The 16,956-nt window shown below is 74.6% G+C and carries 15 protein-coding genes; 5 read left to right on the plus strand and 10 right to left on the minus strand.

Annotation, left to right across the window (positions count from 1 at the left end; all coding sequences use genetic code 11):
* The first annotated feature begins 26 nt into the window (after nt 1-26).
* Complete coding sequence (locus tag ACRAKJ_RS24235; RefSeq protein ID WP_438925897.1) at nt 27-1,496, plus strand: Orn/Lys/Arg family decarboxylase; 1,470 nt, start codon at nt 27-29, stop codon at nt 1,494-1,496.
* A gap of 31 nt (nt 1,497-1,527) precedes the next feature.
* On the opposite strand, the gene ACRAKJ_RS24240 is transcribed toward ACRAKJ_RS24235, so the two are convergent.
* Nucleotides 1,528-3,015: an amidase family protein gene (locus ACRAKJ_RS24240; RefSeq protein ID WP_438925898.1), complete on the minus strand. Its 1,488-nt coding sequence runs from the start codon at nt 3,013-3,015 to the stop codon at nt 1,528-1,530.
* Between the two features lie 264 nt (nt 3,016-3,279).
* Between ACRAKJ_RS24240 and ACRAKJ_RS24245 the strand changes: the two genes are divergently transcribed.
* Entirely contained in the window at nt 3,280-5,061 is a 1,782-nt protein-coding gene (locus tag ACRAKJ_RS24245; protein ID WP_447008672.1) for an N-acetylglutaminylglutamine amidotransferase, read from the plus strand.
* Between the two features lie 72 nt (nt 5,062-5,133).
* Here ACRAKJ_RS24245 and ACRAKJ_RS24250 read toward each other — a convergent pair whose 3' ends face one another.
* The 3 genes from ACRAKJ_RS24250 to ACRAKJ_RS24260 all read right to left on the minus strand — a co-directional run bounded on the left by ACRAKJ_RS24250 (nt 5,134) and on the right by ACRAKJ_RS24260 (nt 7,931).
* Complete coding sequence (locus ACRAKJ_RS24250) at nt 5,134-6,555, minus strand: SpoIIE family protein phosphatase (RefSeq protein WP_438924235.1); 1,422 nt, start codon at nt 6,553-6,555, stop codon at nt 5,134-5,136.
* A gap of 5 nt (nt 6,556-6,560) precedes the next feature.
* Nucleotides 6,561-7,283: a GAF domain-containing protein gene (locus tag ACRAKJ_RS24255; RefSeq protein WP_438924234.1), complete on the minus strand. Its 723-nt coding sequence runs from the start codon at nt 7,281-7,283 to the stop codon at nt 6,561-6,563.
* Between the two features lie 126 nt (nt 7,284-7,409).
* Complete coding sequence (locus tag ACRAKJ_RS24260) at nt 7,410-7,931, minus strand: general stress protein (RefSeq protein WP_438924233.1); 522 nt, start codon at nt 7,929-7,931, stop codon at nt 7,410-7,412.
* Between the two features lie 170 nt (nt 7,932-8,101).
* Between ACRAKJ_RS24260 and ACRAKJ_RS24265 the strand changes: the two genes are divergently transcribed.
* Complete coding sequence (locus tag ACRAKJ_RS24265; RefSeq protein ID WP_438924232.1) at nt 8,102-8,470, plus strand: anti-sigma factor antagonist; 369 nt, start codon at nt 8,102-8,104, stop codon at nt 8,468-8,470.
* Between the two features lie 12 nt (nt 8,471-8,482).
* Here ACRAKJ_RS24265 and ACRAKJ_RS24270 read toward each other — a convergent pair whose 3' ends face one another.
* The 4 genes from ACRAKJ_RS24270 to ACRAKJ_RS24285 form a co-directional block, all read right to left on the minus strand.
* Nucleotides 8,483-9,277: an SAM-dependent methyltransferase gene (locus ACRAKJ_RS24270; protein ID WP_438924231.1), complete on the minus strand. Its 795-nt coding sequence runs from the start codon at nt 9,275-9,277 to the stop codon at nt 8,483-8,485.
* A gap of 64 nt (nt 9,278-9,341) precedes the next feature.
* Nucleotides 9,342-10,607 (minus strand): glycosyltransferase 87 family protein, encoded by a 1,266-nt coding sequence (locus ACRAKJ_RS24275; RefSeq protein WP_438924230.1) that lies wholly within the window; start codon nt 10,605-10,607, stop codon nt 9,342-9,344.
* On the minus strand, nt 10,604-11,857 hold the full coding sequence (locus ACRAKJ_RS24280; RefSeq protein WP_438924229.1) for a glycosyltransferase: 1,254 nt from the start codon (nt 11,855-11,857) through the stop codon (nt 10,604-10,606). The genes ACRAKJ_RS24275 and ACRAKJ_RS24280 overlap by 4 nt, the downstream gene beginning before the upstream one ends.
* A gap of 327 nt (nt 11,858-12,184) precedes the next feature.
* Nucleotides 12,185-12,694, minus strand: a complete 510-nt coding sequence (locus ACRAKJ_RS24285) for a winged helix-turn-helix transcriptional regulator (RefSeq protein WP_438924228.1) — start codon at nt 12,692-12,694, stop codon at nt 12,185-12,187.
* A 133-nt stretch (nt 12,695-12,827) separates the two neighbouring features.
* Between ACRAKJ_RS24285 and ACRAKJ_RS24290 the strand changes: the two genes are divergently transcribed.
* Nucleotides 12,828-13,616 carry a DUF899 family protein gene (locus ACRAKJ_RS24290; RefSeq protein ID WP_438924227.1) on the plus strand — a complete coding sequence of 263 codons (789 nt, stop codon included), beginning with the start codon at nt 12,828-12,830 and terminating at the stop codon, nt 13,614-13,616.
* Between the two features lie 58 nt (nt 13,617-13,674).
* Nucleotides 13,675-14,301: a MerR family transcriptional regulator gene (locus ACRAKJ_RS24295; protein ID WP_438924226.1), complete on the plus strand. Its 627-nt coding sequence runs from the start codon at nt 13,675-13,677 to the stop codon at nt 14,299-14,301.
* Between the two features lie 48 nt (nt 14,302-14,349).
* On the opposite strand, the gene ACRAKJ_RS24300 is transcribed toward ACRAKJ_RS24295, so the two are convergent.
* Together ACRAKJ_RS24300 and ACRAKJ_RS24305 are read right to left on the minus strand one after the other, a co-directional pair.
* Nucleotides 14,350-15,531, minus strand: coding sequence for an acyl-CoA dehydrogenase family protein (locus ACRAKJ_RS24300; protein ID WP_438924225.1), 1,182 nt, complete (start codon nt 15,529-15,531; stop codon nt 14,350-14,352).
* A 187-nt stretch (nt 15,532-15,718) separates the two neighbouring features.
* The gene (locus ACRAKJ_RS24305) at nt 15,719-16,876 is read right to left on the minus strand and encodes a Gfo/Idh/MocA family protein (protein WP_438924224.1); all 1,158 of its coding nucleotides are present in this window, start codon (nt 16,874-16,876) and stop codon (nt 15,719-15,721) included.
* Nucleotides 16,877-16,956 lie beyond the last annotated feature (80 nt).

Consider the following 16,956-nt stretch of genomic DNA (forward strand, 5'->3'; position numbering starts at 1 on the left):
GGCACCACACTGGTTACTCCGTTCGCATGGACCAGAGCAGAGCACCGGTGCTGGAGGCGTTGCAGGCGTTCCACGAGCGCGGGTTCACCCCGTTCAACCCGCCGGGACACCGCCAGGGCCGCGCGGTCGACCCCCGGGTCCTGGAGGTCGTGGGCGAGGCCGTGTTCACCTCGGACGTGATCTCGGTCAACGGCCTGGACGACCGGCTGAACCGCGGGGGCGTGATCGAGCAGGCCCAGCAGCTGATGGCCGAGGCCGTGGACGCCGAGCACGCGTTCTTCTCCACCTGCGGCAGCTCGCTGTCGATCAAGAGCGCCATGCTGTCGGTCGCCGGGCCGCACGAGAAGCTGATCGTGCCCCGCCACGCCCACAAGTCGGTGATCTCCGCGCTGATCCTCAGCGGGGTGTCGCCGGTGTGGCTCTCGCCGCACTGGGACGCCGAGCGACACCTGTCGCACCCGCCGGGCCCGGACCGGGTGCGGGCGCTGTTCGAGGCCGAACCCGAGGTCAAGGGGATGCTGCTGGTCAGCCCGAACGACTACGGCACGTGCGCCGACATCGCCGCCGTCGCGGAGGTCTGCCACGAGTTCGGCAAGCCCCTGATCGTGGACGAGGCGTGGGGCGCGCACCTGCCCTTCCACCCGGACCTGCCCCAGTGGGGCATGGACGCGGGCGCGGACGTGGTGGTCACCAGCGTCCACAAGTCCGGCGCGGCCGTGGAGCAGAGCTCGGTGTTCCACCTGCGGGGCGACCTGGTCGACCCGTACGTGCTCAAGTCGCGGGAGGACCTGCTGGGCACCACCAGCCCCAGCTCCCTGGTGTACGCCACGCTGGACGGGTGGCGGCGGCAGATGGTGCAGCACGGCGAGGAGCTGCTCACCGCCGTGCTGGCCCTGGCCCGCTCCACCCGCGCCGCGATCGACGAGCTGCCCGGTCTGCGCGTGATGGGCGAGGCCGAGTTCACCGGCCCCGGCCTGGCCCACGCCCTCGACCCCCTCAAGATGGTCGTCGACCTGGAGGGGCTGGGCATCAGCGGCTACCAGGCCGCCGACTGGCTGCGCGAGCACCGGCGCGTCACCGTCGGCCTGTCCGACCACCGCCGGGTCGTCGCCCAGTTCACCCACGCCGACGACCACCGCACCGCCGGTGTCCTGCTCGACGCCCTGGGCGCCCTGGTCGAGGCCGCGCGGGACATGCCCGCGCCGAAGCCGGTCGACCTGCCCACGCCCGACGAGCTGCAGCTGGAGACCGCGATGCTGCCCCGCGACGCGTTCTTCGCCGAGGTCGAGCAGGTCGACGCCGACCGGGCCGTCGGCCGGATCAGCGCCGAGATGGTCACCCCCTACCCGCCGGGCGCGCCCGCCGTGCTGCCCGGCGAGGTGATCACCCGGGAGGTCGTGGAGTACGTGCGCAGCGGCCTGGCCGCCGGCATGCAGCTCCCCGACCCGGCCGACCCGGAGCTGGGCAGCTTCCGCGTGGTGGTCCGCGAGCGCTGACCGGCGGGGTGACCGGACCCGCCCGCGGCGACTACGGCAGCGTCGGCAGGTAGGCGGGCGGGCGGCGCACCGGCGCGGCCCGCTCGAACGCCGCCGCGAACCGCAGGACGTCCGCGTCGGCCCCCTGACCGGCCATGAAGGACACGCCGATCGGCAGGGGGCCGGCGAACCCGGCCGGGACCGTCGCGTTCGGGTAGCCCGCGACCGCCGCCGGCCTGGCCGTGTCCACCCCGGCCGGGTCGCCGGCGCGGTCGGTCCGCCACGCCGGGCCGTTGGTCGGGGCCACCACCACGTCCAGGCGGTGCGCCGCGAGCACCTCGTCGATCGACCTGCGCGCCAGCGCGGTCGCGGTGCGCCGCTGCGCGCGGTAGGTCGGGTCGCTGGTGGGCGGCGCCTTCTCCGCCTCGAAGAACAGCTCCTGGCCGAACGCGGCCGGCTCGCCCGGGTCGGCCTCGTTGAACGCGATCAGCTCCCGCACGGTCCGCGGCGCGCCCGGCCGGGTGGCGAGGTAGGCCTCCAGGTCGTGCTTGAACTCGGTGATCAGCGCGGGCAGCTCCGCCTCCCTGATCCGGGCCAGGTGGCGCAGCTCGACCTCGACCACCTCGGCGCCGTGCTCCCGCAGCACCGCCACCGCCGACTCCACGACCCGGTCGACCTCGGCGCTGAACCCGGCCCGGCGCCACACGCCCACCCGCGCGCCGCTCAACGCGCCCGGCGCGAGGGCGGTGGCGTGGTCCACGCCGCCACCGGCCAGGACGGACATCAGGATGGCGGCGTCCACGACGTGCCGGGCCATGGGGCCGGCGGTGTCCTGGCGCGTGGAGATGGGCACGATCCCGTCACCGCTGACCCGGCCGAGCGTGGGCTTGAACCCCACGACGCCGCAGTGCCCCGCCGGGCTCACGATCGACGCGTCGGTCTCGGTGCCCACGGCGACCTGCGCCAGCGACGCGGCCACCGCCGCGGCCGAGCCGGACGACGAGCCACACGGGTTGTGGTCGAGCACGTGCGGGTTCGCGGTCTGGCCGCCGACCCCCGACCACCCGGACGTGGCCCACGGGGAGCGGAAGTTCCCCCACTCCGACATGTTGGTCTTGCCCAGCACCACGGCCCCGGCGGCGCGCAGCCGCCGGACCAGCTCGGCGTCGTCGCGCGGCGGCACGAGCAGCGCCCGCGACCCCGCCGTGGCGCCCGATCGGGTGTCGATGTTGTCCTTGAGCAGCACCGGGATGCCGTCCAACGGGCCCCGGGCCTCGCCGCGGGCACGTCGCCGGTCGCTCTCGGCCGCCTGGTCGAGCGCGTCCGCCGCCACGGCCGTCACCGACCGCACCAGGGGGTCCACCGCGGCGATCCGCGCCAGGTAGGCGCCGGTCAGCTCGGTGGCCGTCAGGGCACCCGCCTCCATCAGGCCGACCAGGTGCGGGATGGTGGCCGCGTCCAGGTCGGGGTGCGGGCCGGTGCCGGCGTGGGCCGGCGGTGCGTCGAGCACGCACGGTGACGCGGCGGGCGACGGGTGCATGGGGTACATGGGAGGCCGGCGAACGGGCGCAGTCAACCCGCCGAAGGTCGTTGCGCGCGTGTTTCCCACCACGGGTGGACGGCCCCCTGTCATCGCAGCCCACCGTCACGATCACCCTCGGTGACCACGCCGTCCGGGCGCGTACTCCCGGACGGGGGAAGGCGGCGGGTCCGATCGGGTGCCGAGGTCACGGCGCTTGATCGCGTGTGATCGGGGTACACGGGTTCGACCAGCCCTGCCGATCGGATGAGCCGAGGTGGAACCATGTGCGGAATCGCCGGTGAGGTCGTGACCGACCACGCGGGTGTACCGGATGCCGGGGCCGTCGCCCGCATGACGGGGGCCATGCTCTCGCGCGGCCCCGACGGCGGCGGCCAGTGGTCGGCCGGGCGGGTCGCGCTCGGGCACCGCAGGCTGTCCATCATCGACCTGTCCGACAGGGGCGCGCAGCCCATGGTCGACGACGAACTCGGCCTGGCCATCGCGTTCAACGGGTGCGTCTACAACCACGAGGAGCTGCGGGCGCGGCTGTCCGACCGGTACCGGTTCACGTCCACCAGCGACACCGAGGTCGTCCTCAAGGCGTACCACCGCTGGGGCGACCGGTTCGTCGAGCACCTCGTCGGCATGTTCGCCTTCGCCCTGGTCGACCTGCGCCGCGACCGCGTGCTGCTGGTCCGCGACCGGCTCGGGGTCAAACCGCTCTACGTCGCCGAGGTCGCCGGCCGCACGCGCTTCGCGTCCACCCTGCCCGCGCTGCTGGCGGGCGGCGGGATCGACACCCGGCTCGACCCGGTCGGCCTGCACCACTACCTGACCTGGCACTCCATCGTGCCCGCGCCGCACACGGTGCTGCGCGGGGTGCGCAAACTGCCGCCCGCCACGATCCGGGTCCTCGAACCGGGCCGGGAGCCGCGCGACCACGTCTACTGGCAGCCGTCCTACACCCGGCGGCCGGAGCACTCGGGGTGGACCGCGCAGGACTGGCGGGACGCCGTGCGCGAGGCGCTGCGCACGGCGGTGCGGCGGCGCACGGTGTCCGACGTGGAGGTCGGCGTGCTGCTGTCCGGCGGGCTGGACTCCAGCCTCCTGGTCGCGCTGCTCGCCGAGGAGGGCCACCGGCCCCGCACGTTCAGCATCGGCTTCACCGACCGCGACGGCGTGGACGGCGACGAGTTCGCCTACTCCGACGCGGTGGCGCACAAGTTCGGCACCGACCACCACCAGCTCCGCGTCGGCGACGAGGAGCTGGCCCCCGCCGTGGGGCAGGCGGTGGCGGCGATGAGCGAGCCGATGGGCACCCACGACGTCACCGCGTTCCACCTCGTCTGCCGCGAGGTGTCGCAGCACGTCAAGGTCGTGCAGTCCGGCCAGGGCGCGGACGAGGTGTTCGCCGGCTACCGCTACCACCAACCCGCGGCCGGCGCGGCGCGCGACCGGGCCGCCGCCGTCCTGCGCGAGGCGTTCCACGACCACGACCACGACGAGCTGGCGGGCATCCTCGAACCGGGGTGGCTCGCCGGGCACGACGTCAGCGGCGACCTGCTCGCCCGGCACCTCGGCGCACCCGGCGCGGACACGGCGCTGGACGCCGTGCTGAGGACCGACACCCACCTGCTGATGCCCGACGACCCGGTCAAGCGGGTGGACAACATGGCGATGGCGTGGGGCGTGGAGGCCAGGGTGCCGTTCCTCGACCAGGACCTCGTCGAGCTGGTGGCGGCGTGCCCGCCGGAGCTGAAGTCCGGCCAGGGCGGCAAGGCGGTCCTCAAGGACATCGGGCGGGAGGTGCTGCCCCCGGAGGTGGTCGACCGGCCGAAGGGCTACTTCCCCGTGCCCGCCCTCACCCGCCTCGACGGCCCCGTCCTCGACATGGTGGGCAGCGCCCTGCGCTCCAGCGCGGCGCGGCAGCGCGGCCTCCTGCGCCCCGACTACGTCGACGCGCTCCTCCGCGACCCGAACGGGCACGCCACCAAGGTCGGCGGGAACGAGCTGTGGTACGTCGGCGTGCTGGAGCTGTGGCTCCAGCAGCACGGCATCTCCTGAACCCGGCAGGGGCGTGGCCGCACCCCGCGCGGGGTGCGGCCACGCCTCACGGGAGCATCGTGCCCCGGTCGGTCACGGGAGCATCGTGCCCCGGTCGGTCCAGCGGGCGAGCAGGAGGGCGCCGTCGTGCCCGAGCGCGGTGCCGAGGAGTTCCCGGACGGTCTCGGCCGGCGAGTGGCCCGAGGTCGTCTCGCGGCGGAGGAAATCTGCCAGCCGCGCGTGGTCGGCGGGGTCGGTGCGGGCGTCGCCGAACCCGCCTGGGCGCAGGACCAGCCAGTCCTCCGACCCCAGCACCGCCTGGCCGGTGGCCGGCTCCCCCGCGCCCTTGCCGAGGGGCGGCGCGTCACCGGAGGCGAGCGGTTCGACCGTGCCGTCCACGCGCACCACCACCGACCGGGCCGCCCCGGCGTCGAGGTGGCGCAGCCGCCCCGTGACCAGGTCGACCTCGACGAGGAGCGCCGAGGCGGACGCGCCCGCCCCGCAGTGCCCGCTGATCGCCTCGTCCATGGCGCGGGCCTGCCCGGCCAGGTCGCGGCCCGCGTAGCGGGCGCTGCGGTGGGCGGCCAGGGCGGTGGCCGCGACCAGGCCGCCGCGCTCGCCCTGCCCGGTCGCGTCCAGGACGAGCAGGGTGGCGGTGGTCTCCGACAGGGCGTAGTCGAAGACGCCGCCCGGGTCGGCGGGGTCGACGGCCCCGCTGACCACGAACCCGTTCACCCCGGCGGTCGACGGCGGCAGCAGCGACCACACCAGTTCGCCGGCGACGGTGCGCGGCGACGGCAGCCTGACCCGGTCCGCGGCGTCCCCGTACTGGTCGAGCAGGGTGATCAGGTGCCCGAGCAGCATGGCCAGCCACCGGCACCGGGAGCGCAGGCGGGGGTCGTCGAGGTCGACCGGGCCCTCGGCCTCGACGTCGAGGACGCCCAGTCGTTCCACGCCGTCCAGCAGCGGCACCCACAGCGCGGGGCGGTCCGGGGCCGGCACGATCCGCGTCTCCCGGAAGGCGGTGCCCGCCGGGGTGTCCAGTCCCAGGGGCGTGCGGTCGCCCGGGGCGGGGCCCCACGGGTGCAGGCGGCGCTGCGGGTAGTCGACCAGGTACGCGGTGATCCGCACGCCCAGCACCCTCCCGGCGGCCTCGACCAGCGCGGGCAGCCGGTCGGGCGGGGCCAGCTCGGCGCCTTCGAGCAGCGACACCAGCTCGTCCTGCACCGGTTCGCCCTCGACGGGCGCGGGCGGGACGCCGTCGACCAGGTTGCTGTAGGTGGCGCGGTCGGGCGGGACCAGCTCGTCCAGGCGCTCGTTGACCACGTGGGCGAGGACGTCCCGCTGGAGCCGCGGCAGCGTCCCCAGGCCGTGCAGGTAGGCGTCCACGTCGATGGGGCCCGCGTTGCCGCCCAGGGAGAAGTAGCGCAGCCACAGCGCCTCGACGGTCAGCTCGGCGTGGCGCAGGGCGGCGACGGTGCTCTGCCGCTGTCGTTCGGCGTGCTGATCGGTCATCGTGGTCAGTGCGCTCCCCGGGCGGTCGAGCGCACCAGCCGTTCGGCGGCCTGCCGCACCGTCGTGCGGTCCCGGCGGGCCGACTCGGCCAGGACGAGGAACGCGCCCTCCTCGTCCACGCCGTCGCGGGCCATGATGATGCCCTTGCCGAACGCGATCACCTCGCGTTCCCGCAGGGCCGCCCGGAGCCGGTCGCTGACGCGTCCGGCGTCCTCGGCGGTGCGCGCGTTGACCAGCAGGACGGCGGCCTGCGCGGCGAACATCCCCAACAACCGGGCCTCCCGGTCACCGTAGGCGCCGGGAGCCGACGCGTAGACCTTCATCGCGCCCAGCGCCTCGGAGCCGGCGACCAGCGGCGCGCTGAGCGTCGAGCGCAGACCGACCTCGGCCGCCGCGGGCGACCACCGCGGCCACCGGTCGTCCCGCGCCGTGTCGTCGACGCGCACGACGGTGCGCTCCGCCCAGGCGGTCAGGCACGGCCCCTCGCCCAGCTCGTACTGGAGCGCGTCGGCGCGCTCGACCACGGCGTCGGTCGCCGCGGCGGTCACGCGTTCACCCCGCGGCCCCGCCAGCGTGATGCCGGAACCGGCGGTGGGCGGGAACACCTCCACGGCCAACGAGGTGATCAACCCGAGCGCGGTCCCCACCGTGTCGGTCGACAGCAGCAGGCCCGAGACCCGGGCGAACACCGACGCCAACTCGTCGGCCGGTGACCCCTCAGCCGCCATCCACGTCCCCTGTCCTGATCGTCGCCGCACAGGTGCCTACCCGCCGGTGCGCGGCCCAAACCCGCCCACCGGGCGACCGGCCGGCGCAGGTCGGTCACCGGGGGGCGCGGATCGCGGCGGAACGGGTCAGCCCGCGAGCCGGCCGCGCCCCGGCGCGCCCGCGCCGTCGAGCAGTTGCCCGGCCTGCGCCGCGTACGCCGCGTCGACCAGGACGTCGTAGCTGTCGGCGCGCATCCCCGCCACCGAGGAGAAGTCCCGCCGACCGCCCGTCATCGCGTGCCCGATCATCCCGAGCACCGCGCCCAGGACCGCGCCGAAGACCGCCCCGTACAGGGCGAGCAGCAGGCCCGACACCAGCGGGTCCACCCAGTTGAACAGGCCGAACAGCCAGCCGAACAGGGCGCCGAGCACCGCACCGGACACGGCCGACTGCCCCGCCGCCCGCCCGGTGGTCAGCCGACCGGTGACCTGTTCGAAGCTGCTCAGCCCCCGTCCCACGATCGCGGTGCGCTCCACCGGGAAGCGCTGGTCCGAGAGGTGGTCCACCGCGCGCTCCGCGTCGGCGTAGGTGGGGTAGGAACCGACCACCACCTGCCCCGCCGCGTCCTGCGACCGCGCTGCTGCCTGCTCGTGCCACGACCTGGTCACCGTGCGCCTCCTGACCTCGACGGGACGTGCGTCCGCCGTAGGTCTTCCCGCCGCGTCCTGTTCTAACCGAGCCGCGTGGGGCGGGGTGCGCGGGTCGCGGGAGCCGCCGGGGACGTTTGACGTCACCCGGCGGTGGTACAGCCCGGTCCCGGAGCGAGAGGAGGCCCGACGTGGACGAGCGGACCACCTGTCACGTGTCCACCACCGACCTGGGTGGCGGCATCCCGCTGGTCGGCGTGACCGGCGCCCTGGACGCGACGACGTGCGGGCCGGTCGCGGCCGACCTGGACGCCGTCTTCGAGTCGCACCCCACCGCGGTGGTGCTGGACCTGCGCGCGGTGGACTTCATGGGGTCGGCCGGCATCGCGCTGCTGGTCAACGCCCACCACCGGGCGGGCAGGCTGGAGGTCCCCTTCGCCGTGGTCGCGGACACGCGCGGCGTGCTGCGCCCGCTGGGCATGAGCCAGGTCGACAGGACGCTCGCGCTGCACGCCACGGTGGACGAGGCGGTCGCGGCGCTGCGGCTGGCCTCGGCCTGACCCCGGGGCGCGTCAGCCGACCAGGCCCACCGCCCCGTAGCCGAGGTGGTGCGCCGGGCTGCCCGTGGGGACGTCGACACCGGGGCGGGCGCGCCACTCGGGCATCGGGACCACGCCGGGGTGGACCAGCGCCATCCCCTCCAGCAGCGCCTCGACCTCGACCCGGTCGCGCACGTAGAGCTGGTCGACGACGCCCTTGTACGCGTCGATCATGGCGTGGATCTGCACCTTCGCCTCGCCCTCGGCCCGTTCGTCGGTGAGGTGGGACAGCGCCGCGAAGCTGCCCGGCGCGACGCGGTCGCGGTAGCCCTTCACCATGCCCGACGGGTCCTCGTGGTCGCCCACGAACACCATCACGCCGGTCATCACGAGGCCCAGCGGCCGGTCGAGGTCGATCAGGGCGCGCACGCGCGGGTCGTCGAGCAGCTCGCCGGGGCGGCGGGCGTCGGCGCACACCATCGCCGCGTCCGGGTTGTCCGCCAGCAGGAGCTCGCCGTGGTGGCACGCGACCGGGTCGTGGTCGACGTAGACGACCCTGGCCCCGGGCGAACGGGCCTGCGCGACCTCGTGGGTGTTGCCGGCGGTGGGCAGGCCGGAGCCCAGGTCGAGGAACTGGGTGACGCCCTGGTCCAGCATGAACGCCACGGCCCGGCGCAGGAACCCCCGGTTGAACCGGGCGAGCATGTCCATGCTGGGCAGGGTGGACCTGATGCGGTCCGCGCGGGCGCGGTCGGCGGCCAGGTTGAACGTCCCGCCGAGGTAGTAGTCGTAGATGCGGGCGATGTTGGCGGTCTCGGGGTCGAACACGTCGTGCCTCCTCGGGGAACGGCGGACCGGCCGGCGGCGCCGTGCCGGCCGGTCCGCCGCCTGGTCACGCGGACGGTGCGAGCACGCCGGGCACGGGTTCGGGGGCCCGGTCGCGCCGCCGCAGGGCCGCGGCGAGGGCGCCGAGGAAGGCGAGGCCGCCGAGCACCTGGAGGCTGCCGAGGAACACGATCCCCGCGACCGGCGGGATCACGACGCCCATGCCGATCGGCGTGGGGAACATCAGGGCCGCGGTGGCGACCAGGACCAGCCACGAGGCGAGCACACCCGCCGCGTGGCCCGCGCCGCGCCGCTCCCGCGCCCACCACAGCCACGCGGCCAGGGCCGGCACGACCCAGACCCAGTGCTGCGGCCACGAGATCGGCGAGATGAGCAGCCCGGTGACCGCGCACGCCAGGGCGCCCGCCGCCTCCAGGCCCCGGCGGCTCGCCCACGCCGAGACCAGCAGGCCGGACGCGCCGACGACGAGCGCGAGGAGCAGCCACACCCACTGCGCGCTCAGGAAGCCGGGCAGCTGGGCCAGGACGCCGCGCATCGACTGGATGAACGGCGCGGCGCCGGGCGGCACCATCCGGTCGGTGTCCAGCACGTGCTCGGTCCAGAAGCTCACCGACGCGCCGGGCAGCGCGAGGAACCCGACCACCGCGGTCGCCGCGAACGTCACCGCGGTCACGACGGCGGCCCGGGTGCGGCGGGTGAGCAGGAAGTAGGCGACGAAGATCAGCGGGGTCAGCTTGATGCCCGCCGCGATGCCGATGGCGACGCCCTGGAAGCGACCCGGCCGCCGGGCCAGGTCGAGGAGGCACAGGAGCATCAGGAAGACGTTGACCTGGCCGAAGCCCAGCAGGTAGAGCACCGGCGTGGTGGGGATGGCGACGGCGGCGGCCAGCACGGCGAACCGGGCGCGCCGCGTCGTCGACGCGGGCGCGAGCAGGCCGAGCGCGAGCCACACCGAGGCGATCAGGGCGACCATCGTGGCGAACGTCCACAGCGCGAACCCGACCTCGACGCTCACCAGCCCCAGCGGGGCCAGGGTCAGCGCGGCGAACGGGGGGTAGAGGAACTGGTAGCCGTCGCCCGTGGCCACCTCGAACGGCGACGCGCCGTCCAGCACCGCCGCGCCGCCGATCCGGAACGCGGCGAAGTCGTTGGCCATGACCGGGAACGGGATGCTGTTCTCGAAGGCGTGCGCGACCACGACGAGCGCGGTCACGGCGAGCGAGAGCGCGACCGCGACGGCAGCCGTGCCGGAGGGGAACCGCGCGCGGGTCGCCCGCGCGGGCTCGGGTGGTGCCGCTGCTGTCGTGGTCATGCCGGGATCTCCTCGGGGTGCGGTGCGACGGGGACGGGTTCCGGGCGCGCCCGGAACACCCACGAGCTGAGCAGGACGAACCGCCCGAGGGTGCCGACGGCGGAGGAGCCGACCAGCACCGCCAGCTCCAGCCAGCGGGACGGGGACTCGACCGCGGAGTGCAGGACGAGCAGCGCGCCGGAGGTGAACCCGCAGTACAGGCCGAACACCACGAGCGCCTGCACGTGGACCCGCACCAGCGGGCCCGACCGGCTGTCGAAGGTGAACCGGCGGTTGGCCTCGGTGTTGAACAGCGTGCTCACGGTGACCGCGACGAGGTTGGCGACCAGCGGCGGCCACCACGTGCGGAACGCGGTGAACAGGCCCAGGGTCATCAGCGTGGCCACCGACCCGACCAGGCAGAACGACAGCAGGTTGCGCATGCGGGGCATCCCCTTCACGGACAGCACGGCATCGGGGTGGATCGGCTGGGGCGCGGGCCGGAACGGCAGGTCCGCGATGCGCGCCGCGCCGGTCGCCTTGGCCCTGGCCAGCCGGACCAGGCCGCGCAGGTTCGTCGCGGCGGTGCCGGTGACGTTCACCCGGCTGTCGACGTCCTCGACCCAGTCCACCGGCACCTCCAGCACGCGCAGGCCGTTGTGCTCGGCCAGCAGCAGCAGTTCGGTGTCGAAGAACCAGGTGTCGTCCTGGACCCGCGCCAGCAGCGGCCGGATCACGTCGGTGCGCGCGGCCTTGAAGCCGCACTGGGCGTCGCGGAAGCGGGTGCGGTGGGTCAGCCGCAGGAGTGCGTTGTAGACGCGGGAGATCAGCTCCCGCTTGGGGCCGCGGACCGTGCGCGCGCCCGGTGCGAGGCGGGAGCCGACGGCGATGTCCGAGTGGCCCGCGACCAGCGACGCCACCAGCGGCAGCAGCGCGTCCAGGCCGGTGGACAGGTCGACGTCCATGTAGACGACCACGTCGGCCCGGCTGCGCGCCCACGCCGTGCGCACCGCGCGGCCCTTGCCCCGGACGTCCAGGCTGAGCACCCGCACGCCGCGCCACCGCCGGGCGAGTCCTCTCGCGACGGCGGCCGTGCGGTCGGTGCTGGCGTTGTCCACGACGGTGATGACCCAGCCGAACGGCATCCGCTTGGTCAGGTGCTCGTGCAGCACCGCCACGCAGCCGGGCAGGGCCCGCTCCTCGTTGTGGACGGGGACGACGACCTCGACGGTCGCCGTGCCGCGGACCGCGCGGGGGCGCACCGCCCGCACGCGTCTGGAGTGGACCGCGCGCCTCGCCCGCGGGCGGGGCACGCTCCCCCCGGTGGTGTTCCCGTCGTCGGATCGAGGTTCACCAGCAAGCACCCGGCCGCCCATGCGCGCCCCCCTCGCCGCGTCGGAGACACAAGGAGGCTACGACCGCACACCGGCGGCGACCTTCTTCAAAAGTGCGGTTGACACCCCCCGCGGGCGGTGGTAGTTGCACTGCGAAACCACTACGGGGGTCCGCAGGTGGCGGCCGGCGCACCACCGATCGGCGCACCACCGGGCGGGCCGGCGCAGGTCGGGTCGGCGGGTGTCACCCGGTCGGGTGACGGGTCAGCCGGCCCGCTCCACGAGGGCGGCGGCGTAGGCGGCCTCGATGCGGGCCCGCACGGTCGGACCGCCCGGCGACGGCCGGTGCCGCGCCCCCGGGCCGAGGTGCTCCTCGCGCAGCTCGTCCATGAACTCCTCCCACAGCGGGGGGCCGCCGCTGTCGAGCACGCGCATCCGGGCGGCGTACTCGTCGGTCGCCGGCAGGTGCCGCAGCCCCCACGAGCCGAGCTGCACGATCAGCGGGACGAGCTGGATCGCCTGCTCGGTCAGCGAGTAGGTGATCTTCTGCTTGTGCGCGGGGTCGCCGGAGCGGACGAGCAGGCCGTGCTCGACGAGCGAGGTGAGCCGGTCGGACAGGATGTTCGAGGAGATCCGCTCGGGACCGGTCAGCAGCTCGCGGAAGTGCCGGGCGCCGACGAACACGACGTCGCGCAGCACGAGGAGCGTCCAGCGGTCGCCGAGGACCTCCAGCGACAGGTTGACCGGGCACCCCGATCGCACGTCCTTGCGCACGGCGCACTCCAACGCTGTTCCCGAACCGGGCACTCCGGTTGCACTCCTGAACCAGTCTCTCCTACGGTATGACCGATTGCAATACGAGAGCAGTTGGGAGACTCCGATGGGGCCCAGGGCGAACCTTCCCGAAGTGGTGTCGCGCGAGGAGTGGCTCGCCGCCCGCAAGGAGCTGCTGGACAAGGAGAAGGAGCTGACCCTGGCCCAGGACCGCGTCAACGCCGACCGCCGGCGGCTGCCGATGGTGCGCGTCGACAAGGACTACTCGTTCGTCGGACCCGGGGGGAAGGTCGGCCTGGCGGACCTGTTCGAGGGCCGCCCGCAGCTCGTGGTGCACCACCTGATGTGGACCTACCGGGTCGACGGGGACGGTGTCGAGCACCCCGGCGACATCGCCTGCTCCAGCTGCTCCACCATCGCCGACGGCATCCCGAAGCTCACCCAGCTGCACGTCCGCAGCACCACGCTGGTGGGTGTCTCGCGCGCGCCGCACGACAAGATCGAGGCGTTCCGCGAGCGGATGGGCTGGACGTTCCCCTGGTACTCCAGCTGGGGCGACGACTTCAACTACGACTTCCACGCGACCGTGGACGACCGGGTCGCGCCGGTGCTGCTCAACCACCGCACGGAGGAGGAGCTGGCCGAGGCCGGCAAACCGTGGGGCGAGAACATGCGCGGCGAGTGGCCCGGCGTCAGCACCTTCCTGAAGGTGGACGACGAGGTGTTCCACACGTACTCGACGTTCGGCCGCGGCATCGAGCAGTTCATCGGCGGCAACCAGTACCTCGACCTGACCGCGCTCGGCCGGCAGGAGGCGTGGGAGACCCCGAAGGGCCGCGCCGCGCCGCTGGGCCTCCAGGCCGGCGGGCCGGGGATGCGGCTGCCCGACGAGTACGACCTGTTCCGGGCGCGCCCGATCTGACCGGCGTTCGGCACGCCGGGAGAAGCGGGGCCGCCGCCGGACCCCGCACGCTGGTGGGATGCGCATCGCGGAGCTGAGCCGGCGGACGGGCGTGAGCGTGCCGACGATCAAGTTCTACCTGCGCGAGGGCCTGCTCGCGCCGGGCGCGTGCACCGCCCGCAACCAGGCGCGCTACGACGAGGCGCACGAGCGGCGGCTGCGCCTGGTGCGCGCCCTGGTCGAGGTGGGCGGCCTGTCGCTCGCCGCGGTCCGCGAGGTGCTGACCGCGGCGGACGACGGGGTGCCCGCCCTGCTGGGCCGCGTGCGGCGGCAGGCGGTGGCGACGGCGGCGGGAGCGGGCTCGGGCGCCGGCGGCGGGCGGGCGGACGCCGAGGTGGCCCGGCTGATCGCCCGGCGCGGCTGGTCGGTGGACGCCGCCCACCCGGCCGCGCGGGCGCTGGCGCGCGTGCTGGAGACGGCCGCGCTGCTGGGGCACGACGATTTCACCGCGCTGGTCGACCGCTGCGCGTCCGCGTGCGAGGAGCTGGCCGCCGCCGAGGTCGAGTCGCTGGCCGGGCGGTGGACCGGGGCCGACCCCGTCGCGGGCGTGGTGGTCGGCACGGTGCTCGGCGACGCGGCGGTCACCGCCCTGCGCAGGCTGGCCCAGGCCGACGCGTCCCGGCGCGTCTTCGGCGGGGCGGGCTGACCGCGCCCGCCCCGGCCGGGTGTCGCCGGCCGGGGCGGACCCGCGGGCTCAGAGGAACTGCGTGTTCGGCTCCAGCCCGCAGTTCACCCGGCCGAACAGCTCGAAGTTCGTGTCCGGGTGCATGATCGAGTGCAGGCTGGAGGTCTGCACGTCGCGCGCGATGCGCTGGATCGGCACCGTGTGGTGCACCGACGACCCGCCGCTGGCGTTGTTCAGGATGTCCACGGCCTCCTTGGCGCGCAGGCACGTGGCCCCCATGTCCAGGCGCACCTGCACGCGCTCTCGCACCGACCACGGCTCGCCCGGCGCCTTCCCGTCCACCAGGCCCGCCGCGCGGTGCAGGTGGAAACCGGCCTCGTCGACGCGCAGCGCGGCCTTGGCGACCTGCATGTGCGTCAGCGGGGCGTCGGCCTGGTGCTCGTAGTCCGTGTAGGTGATCTTGCGCGTGGGCAGCCGCTCCATGAAGGCCGCGTCGGCGGCGCGGGCCAGGCCGTAGGGCGTCGCGGCGACCACCGCGCACGCCCACGGCATGAACGGCACCTGCCACCGGCGCGACGCCGCGTTCAGCTCCGACAGGTGCCGCCCCTCGGTGAGCAGCGGGATCATCGGCAGGATGCGCGCTTGCGGCACGAACACGTCCTCCGCGACGGTGGACACGCTGCCCGTGCCGCGCATCCCGGAGGTGTGCCAGTCGTCGACGATCTCCAGGTCCTCCATCGGGATCATCACCATGATCGGCTGCGGCTCCTCGCCGTCGGCGGCCAGGACGGCGGCGTGCGCGTTCCAGGTCGCCTGCCGGGCCCCGGTGTTGAACACCCACCTGCCGTTGAGCACGATGCCGCCGTCCACGGGCACGCCGACCGCCGTGGGGCCGAACGTGCCGCTGATCCGGACGTCGCCGTCGCCGAACACCTCGTCCTGCGTGGCGTCCGGGAACAGGCCCGTCAACCAGGTGCTGATGTTCCACACCGTGGCCACCCAGCCGGTCGCGCCGTCGCCCTTGGCGATCTCCGCGAGCACGTCGACCAGGGTGGTCGTGTCGACCTCGTAGCCGCCGTAGCGGGCCGGGAGGGTCAGCCGCAGCAGGCCGGCGTCGCGCAGGGCGGAGACGGTGTCCTCGTGCAGGACGCGGTTCTCCTCCTGCCAGATCGCGTTCTTGCCGAACAGGGGCGCCAGATCCGCCGCCCGGCCGATGAGTTCCTCCCGCGAAGGTGCGGCACTGGTGTCCATGAGCGCTCCGTAACGTGTCCGCCCGACCGGGGCCGGGGCAGGGGGTGTGGGGCGGTCGACCGGGGCGTCGTGCGGTGGGCTGTCCGGTGGGCCGCAGACCGATCGTGGCACCGGGGTGCCGCGCGGCGCTTGTCCCAGCGTGCCCAGTCGCCCGGGTCCCCGGCGACCGTCCACAGCGGACCGGTCGTCAGGTCCCGACCGCGGTCCAGGTGGAGTCCTTCAGGGCCGACCGCTCGACGGCGTCGAGCACGAGCTGGACCTGGAGCGCGTCGGCGAACGACGGGGTCGGGTCCTCCCCCGCCGCCACGGCGGCGATGAAGTCGCGCAGCTCGTGGGTGAAGCTGTGCTCGTAGCCCAGGGCGCAGCCGGACGGCCACCACGCGGACATGTAGGCGTGCTCCGGCTCGGTGGCGAGGATGCGGCGGAAACCGCTCTCGGTCCGCTGCGCGGTGGCGTCGTGGAACTCCAGCTCGTTCAGCCGCTCCAGGTCGAACGCGAGCGAGCCGAGCGAGCCGTTGACCTCCACCCGCAGGGCGTTCTTGCGGCCGGTGGCGAACCGGGTGGCCTCGTAGGTGGCGACCGCGCCGCCGTTCAGCCGGGCCGTGAACAGCACGGCGTCGTCCACCGTGACCGGCCCGAACTCGGGCTTCTCCGGGGTGCTGGTGAGCAGCGGTCGCTCCTTGACGAACGTCTCGGTCAGCGCGCTGACCCCGGTGACCCGCTGACCGGTCACGTACTGGGTCAGGTCGACGATGTGCGCGCCGATGTCGCCGAGCGCGCCGGAGCCCGCCCGGTCCTTCTGCAGCCGCCACAGCAGCGGGACGCCCGGGTCGGCGACCCAGTCCTGGAGGTAGACCGCGCGCACGTGCCGGATCGTGCCGAGCCGGCCGTCGGCGACGAGCTGCCGCATGAGCGCGACGGCCGGGAACCTCCGGTAGTTGTAGCCGCACGCCGAGCGGACGCCCGCCGCGCCCGCCCGGACCGCCGCGTCGGTCATGGCGCGGGCCTCGTCGACGGTGTTGGCCAGCGGCTTCTCGCACAGCACGTGCTTGCCCGCGGCGAGCGCGGCGGTGGAGATCTCGGCGTGCAGGTCGCCGGGGGTGCACACGTCGACGACGTCGATGTCGTCGCGCGCGACCAGCTCGCGCCAGTCGGTCAGGTGCTCCTCCCAGCCCAGGCGGTCGGCCGCCGCGGCGACGTTGCCCTCGTCCCGGCCGCAGATCGCGACGGTGCGGGCGTGCAGCGGGAGGTCGAACACCCGGTTGACCGTCCGCCACGCCAGGGAGTGCGCGGTGCCCATGAACGCGTAGCCCACGAGGCCGATCCGCAGCTCTTTCTTGTCCACGACAGACCCTTTCCCGTGCGGAACCCGGGCGGTCGGTCCGCCCGGGCTCTCGTTGGTGGTGGAAGGGGCGGTGGTGGACG

The sequence above is a fragment of the Saccharothrix sp. DSM 118769 genome (assembly GCF_052936295.1).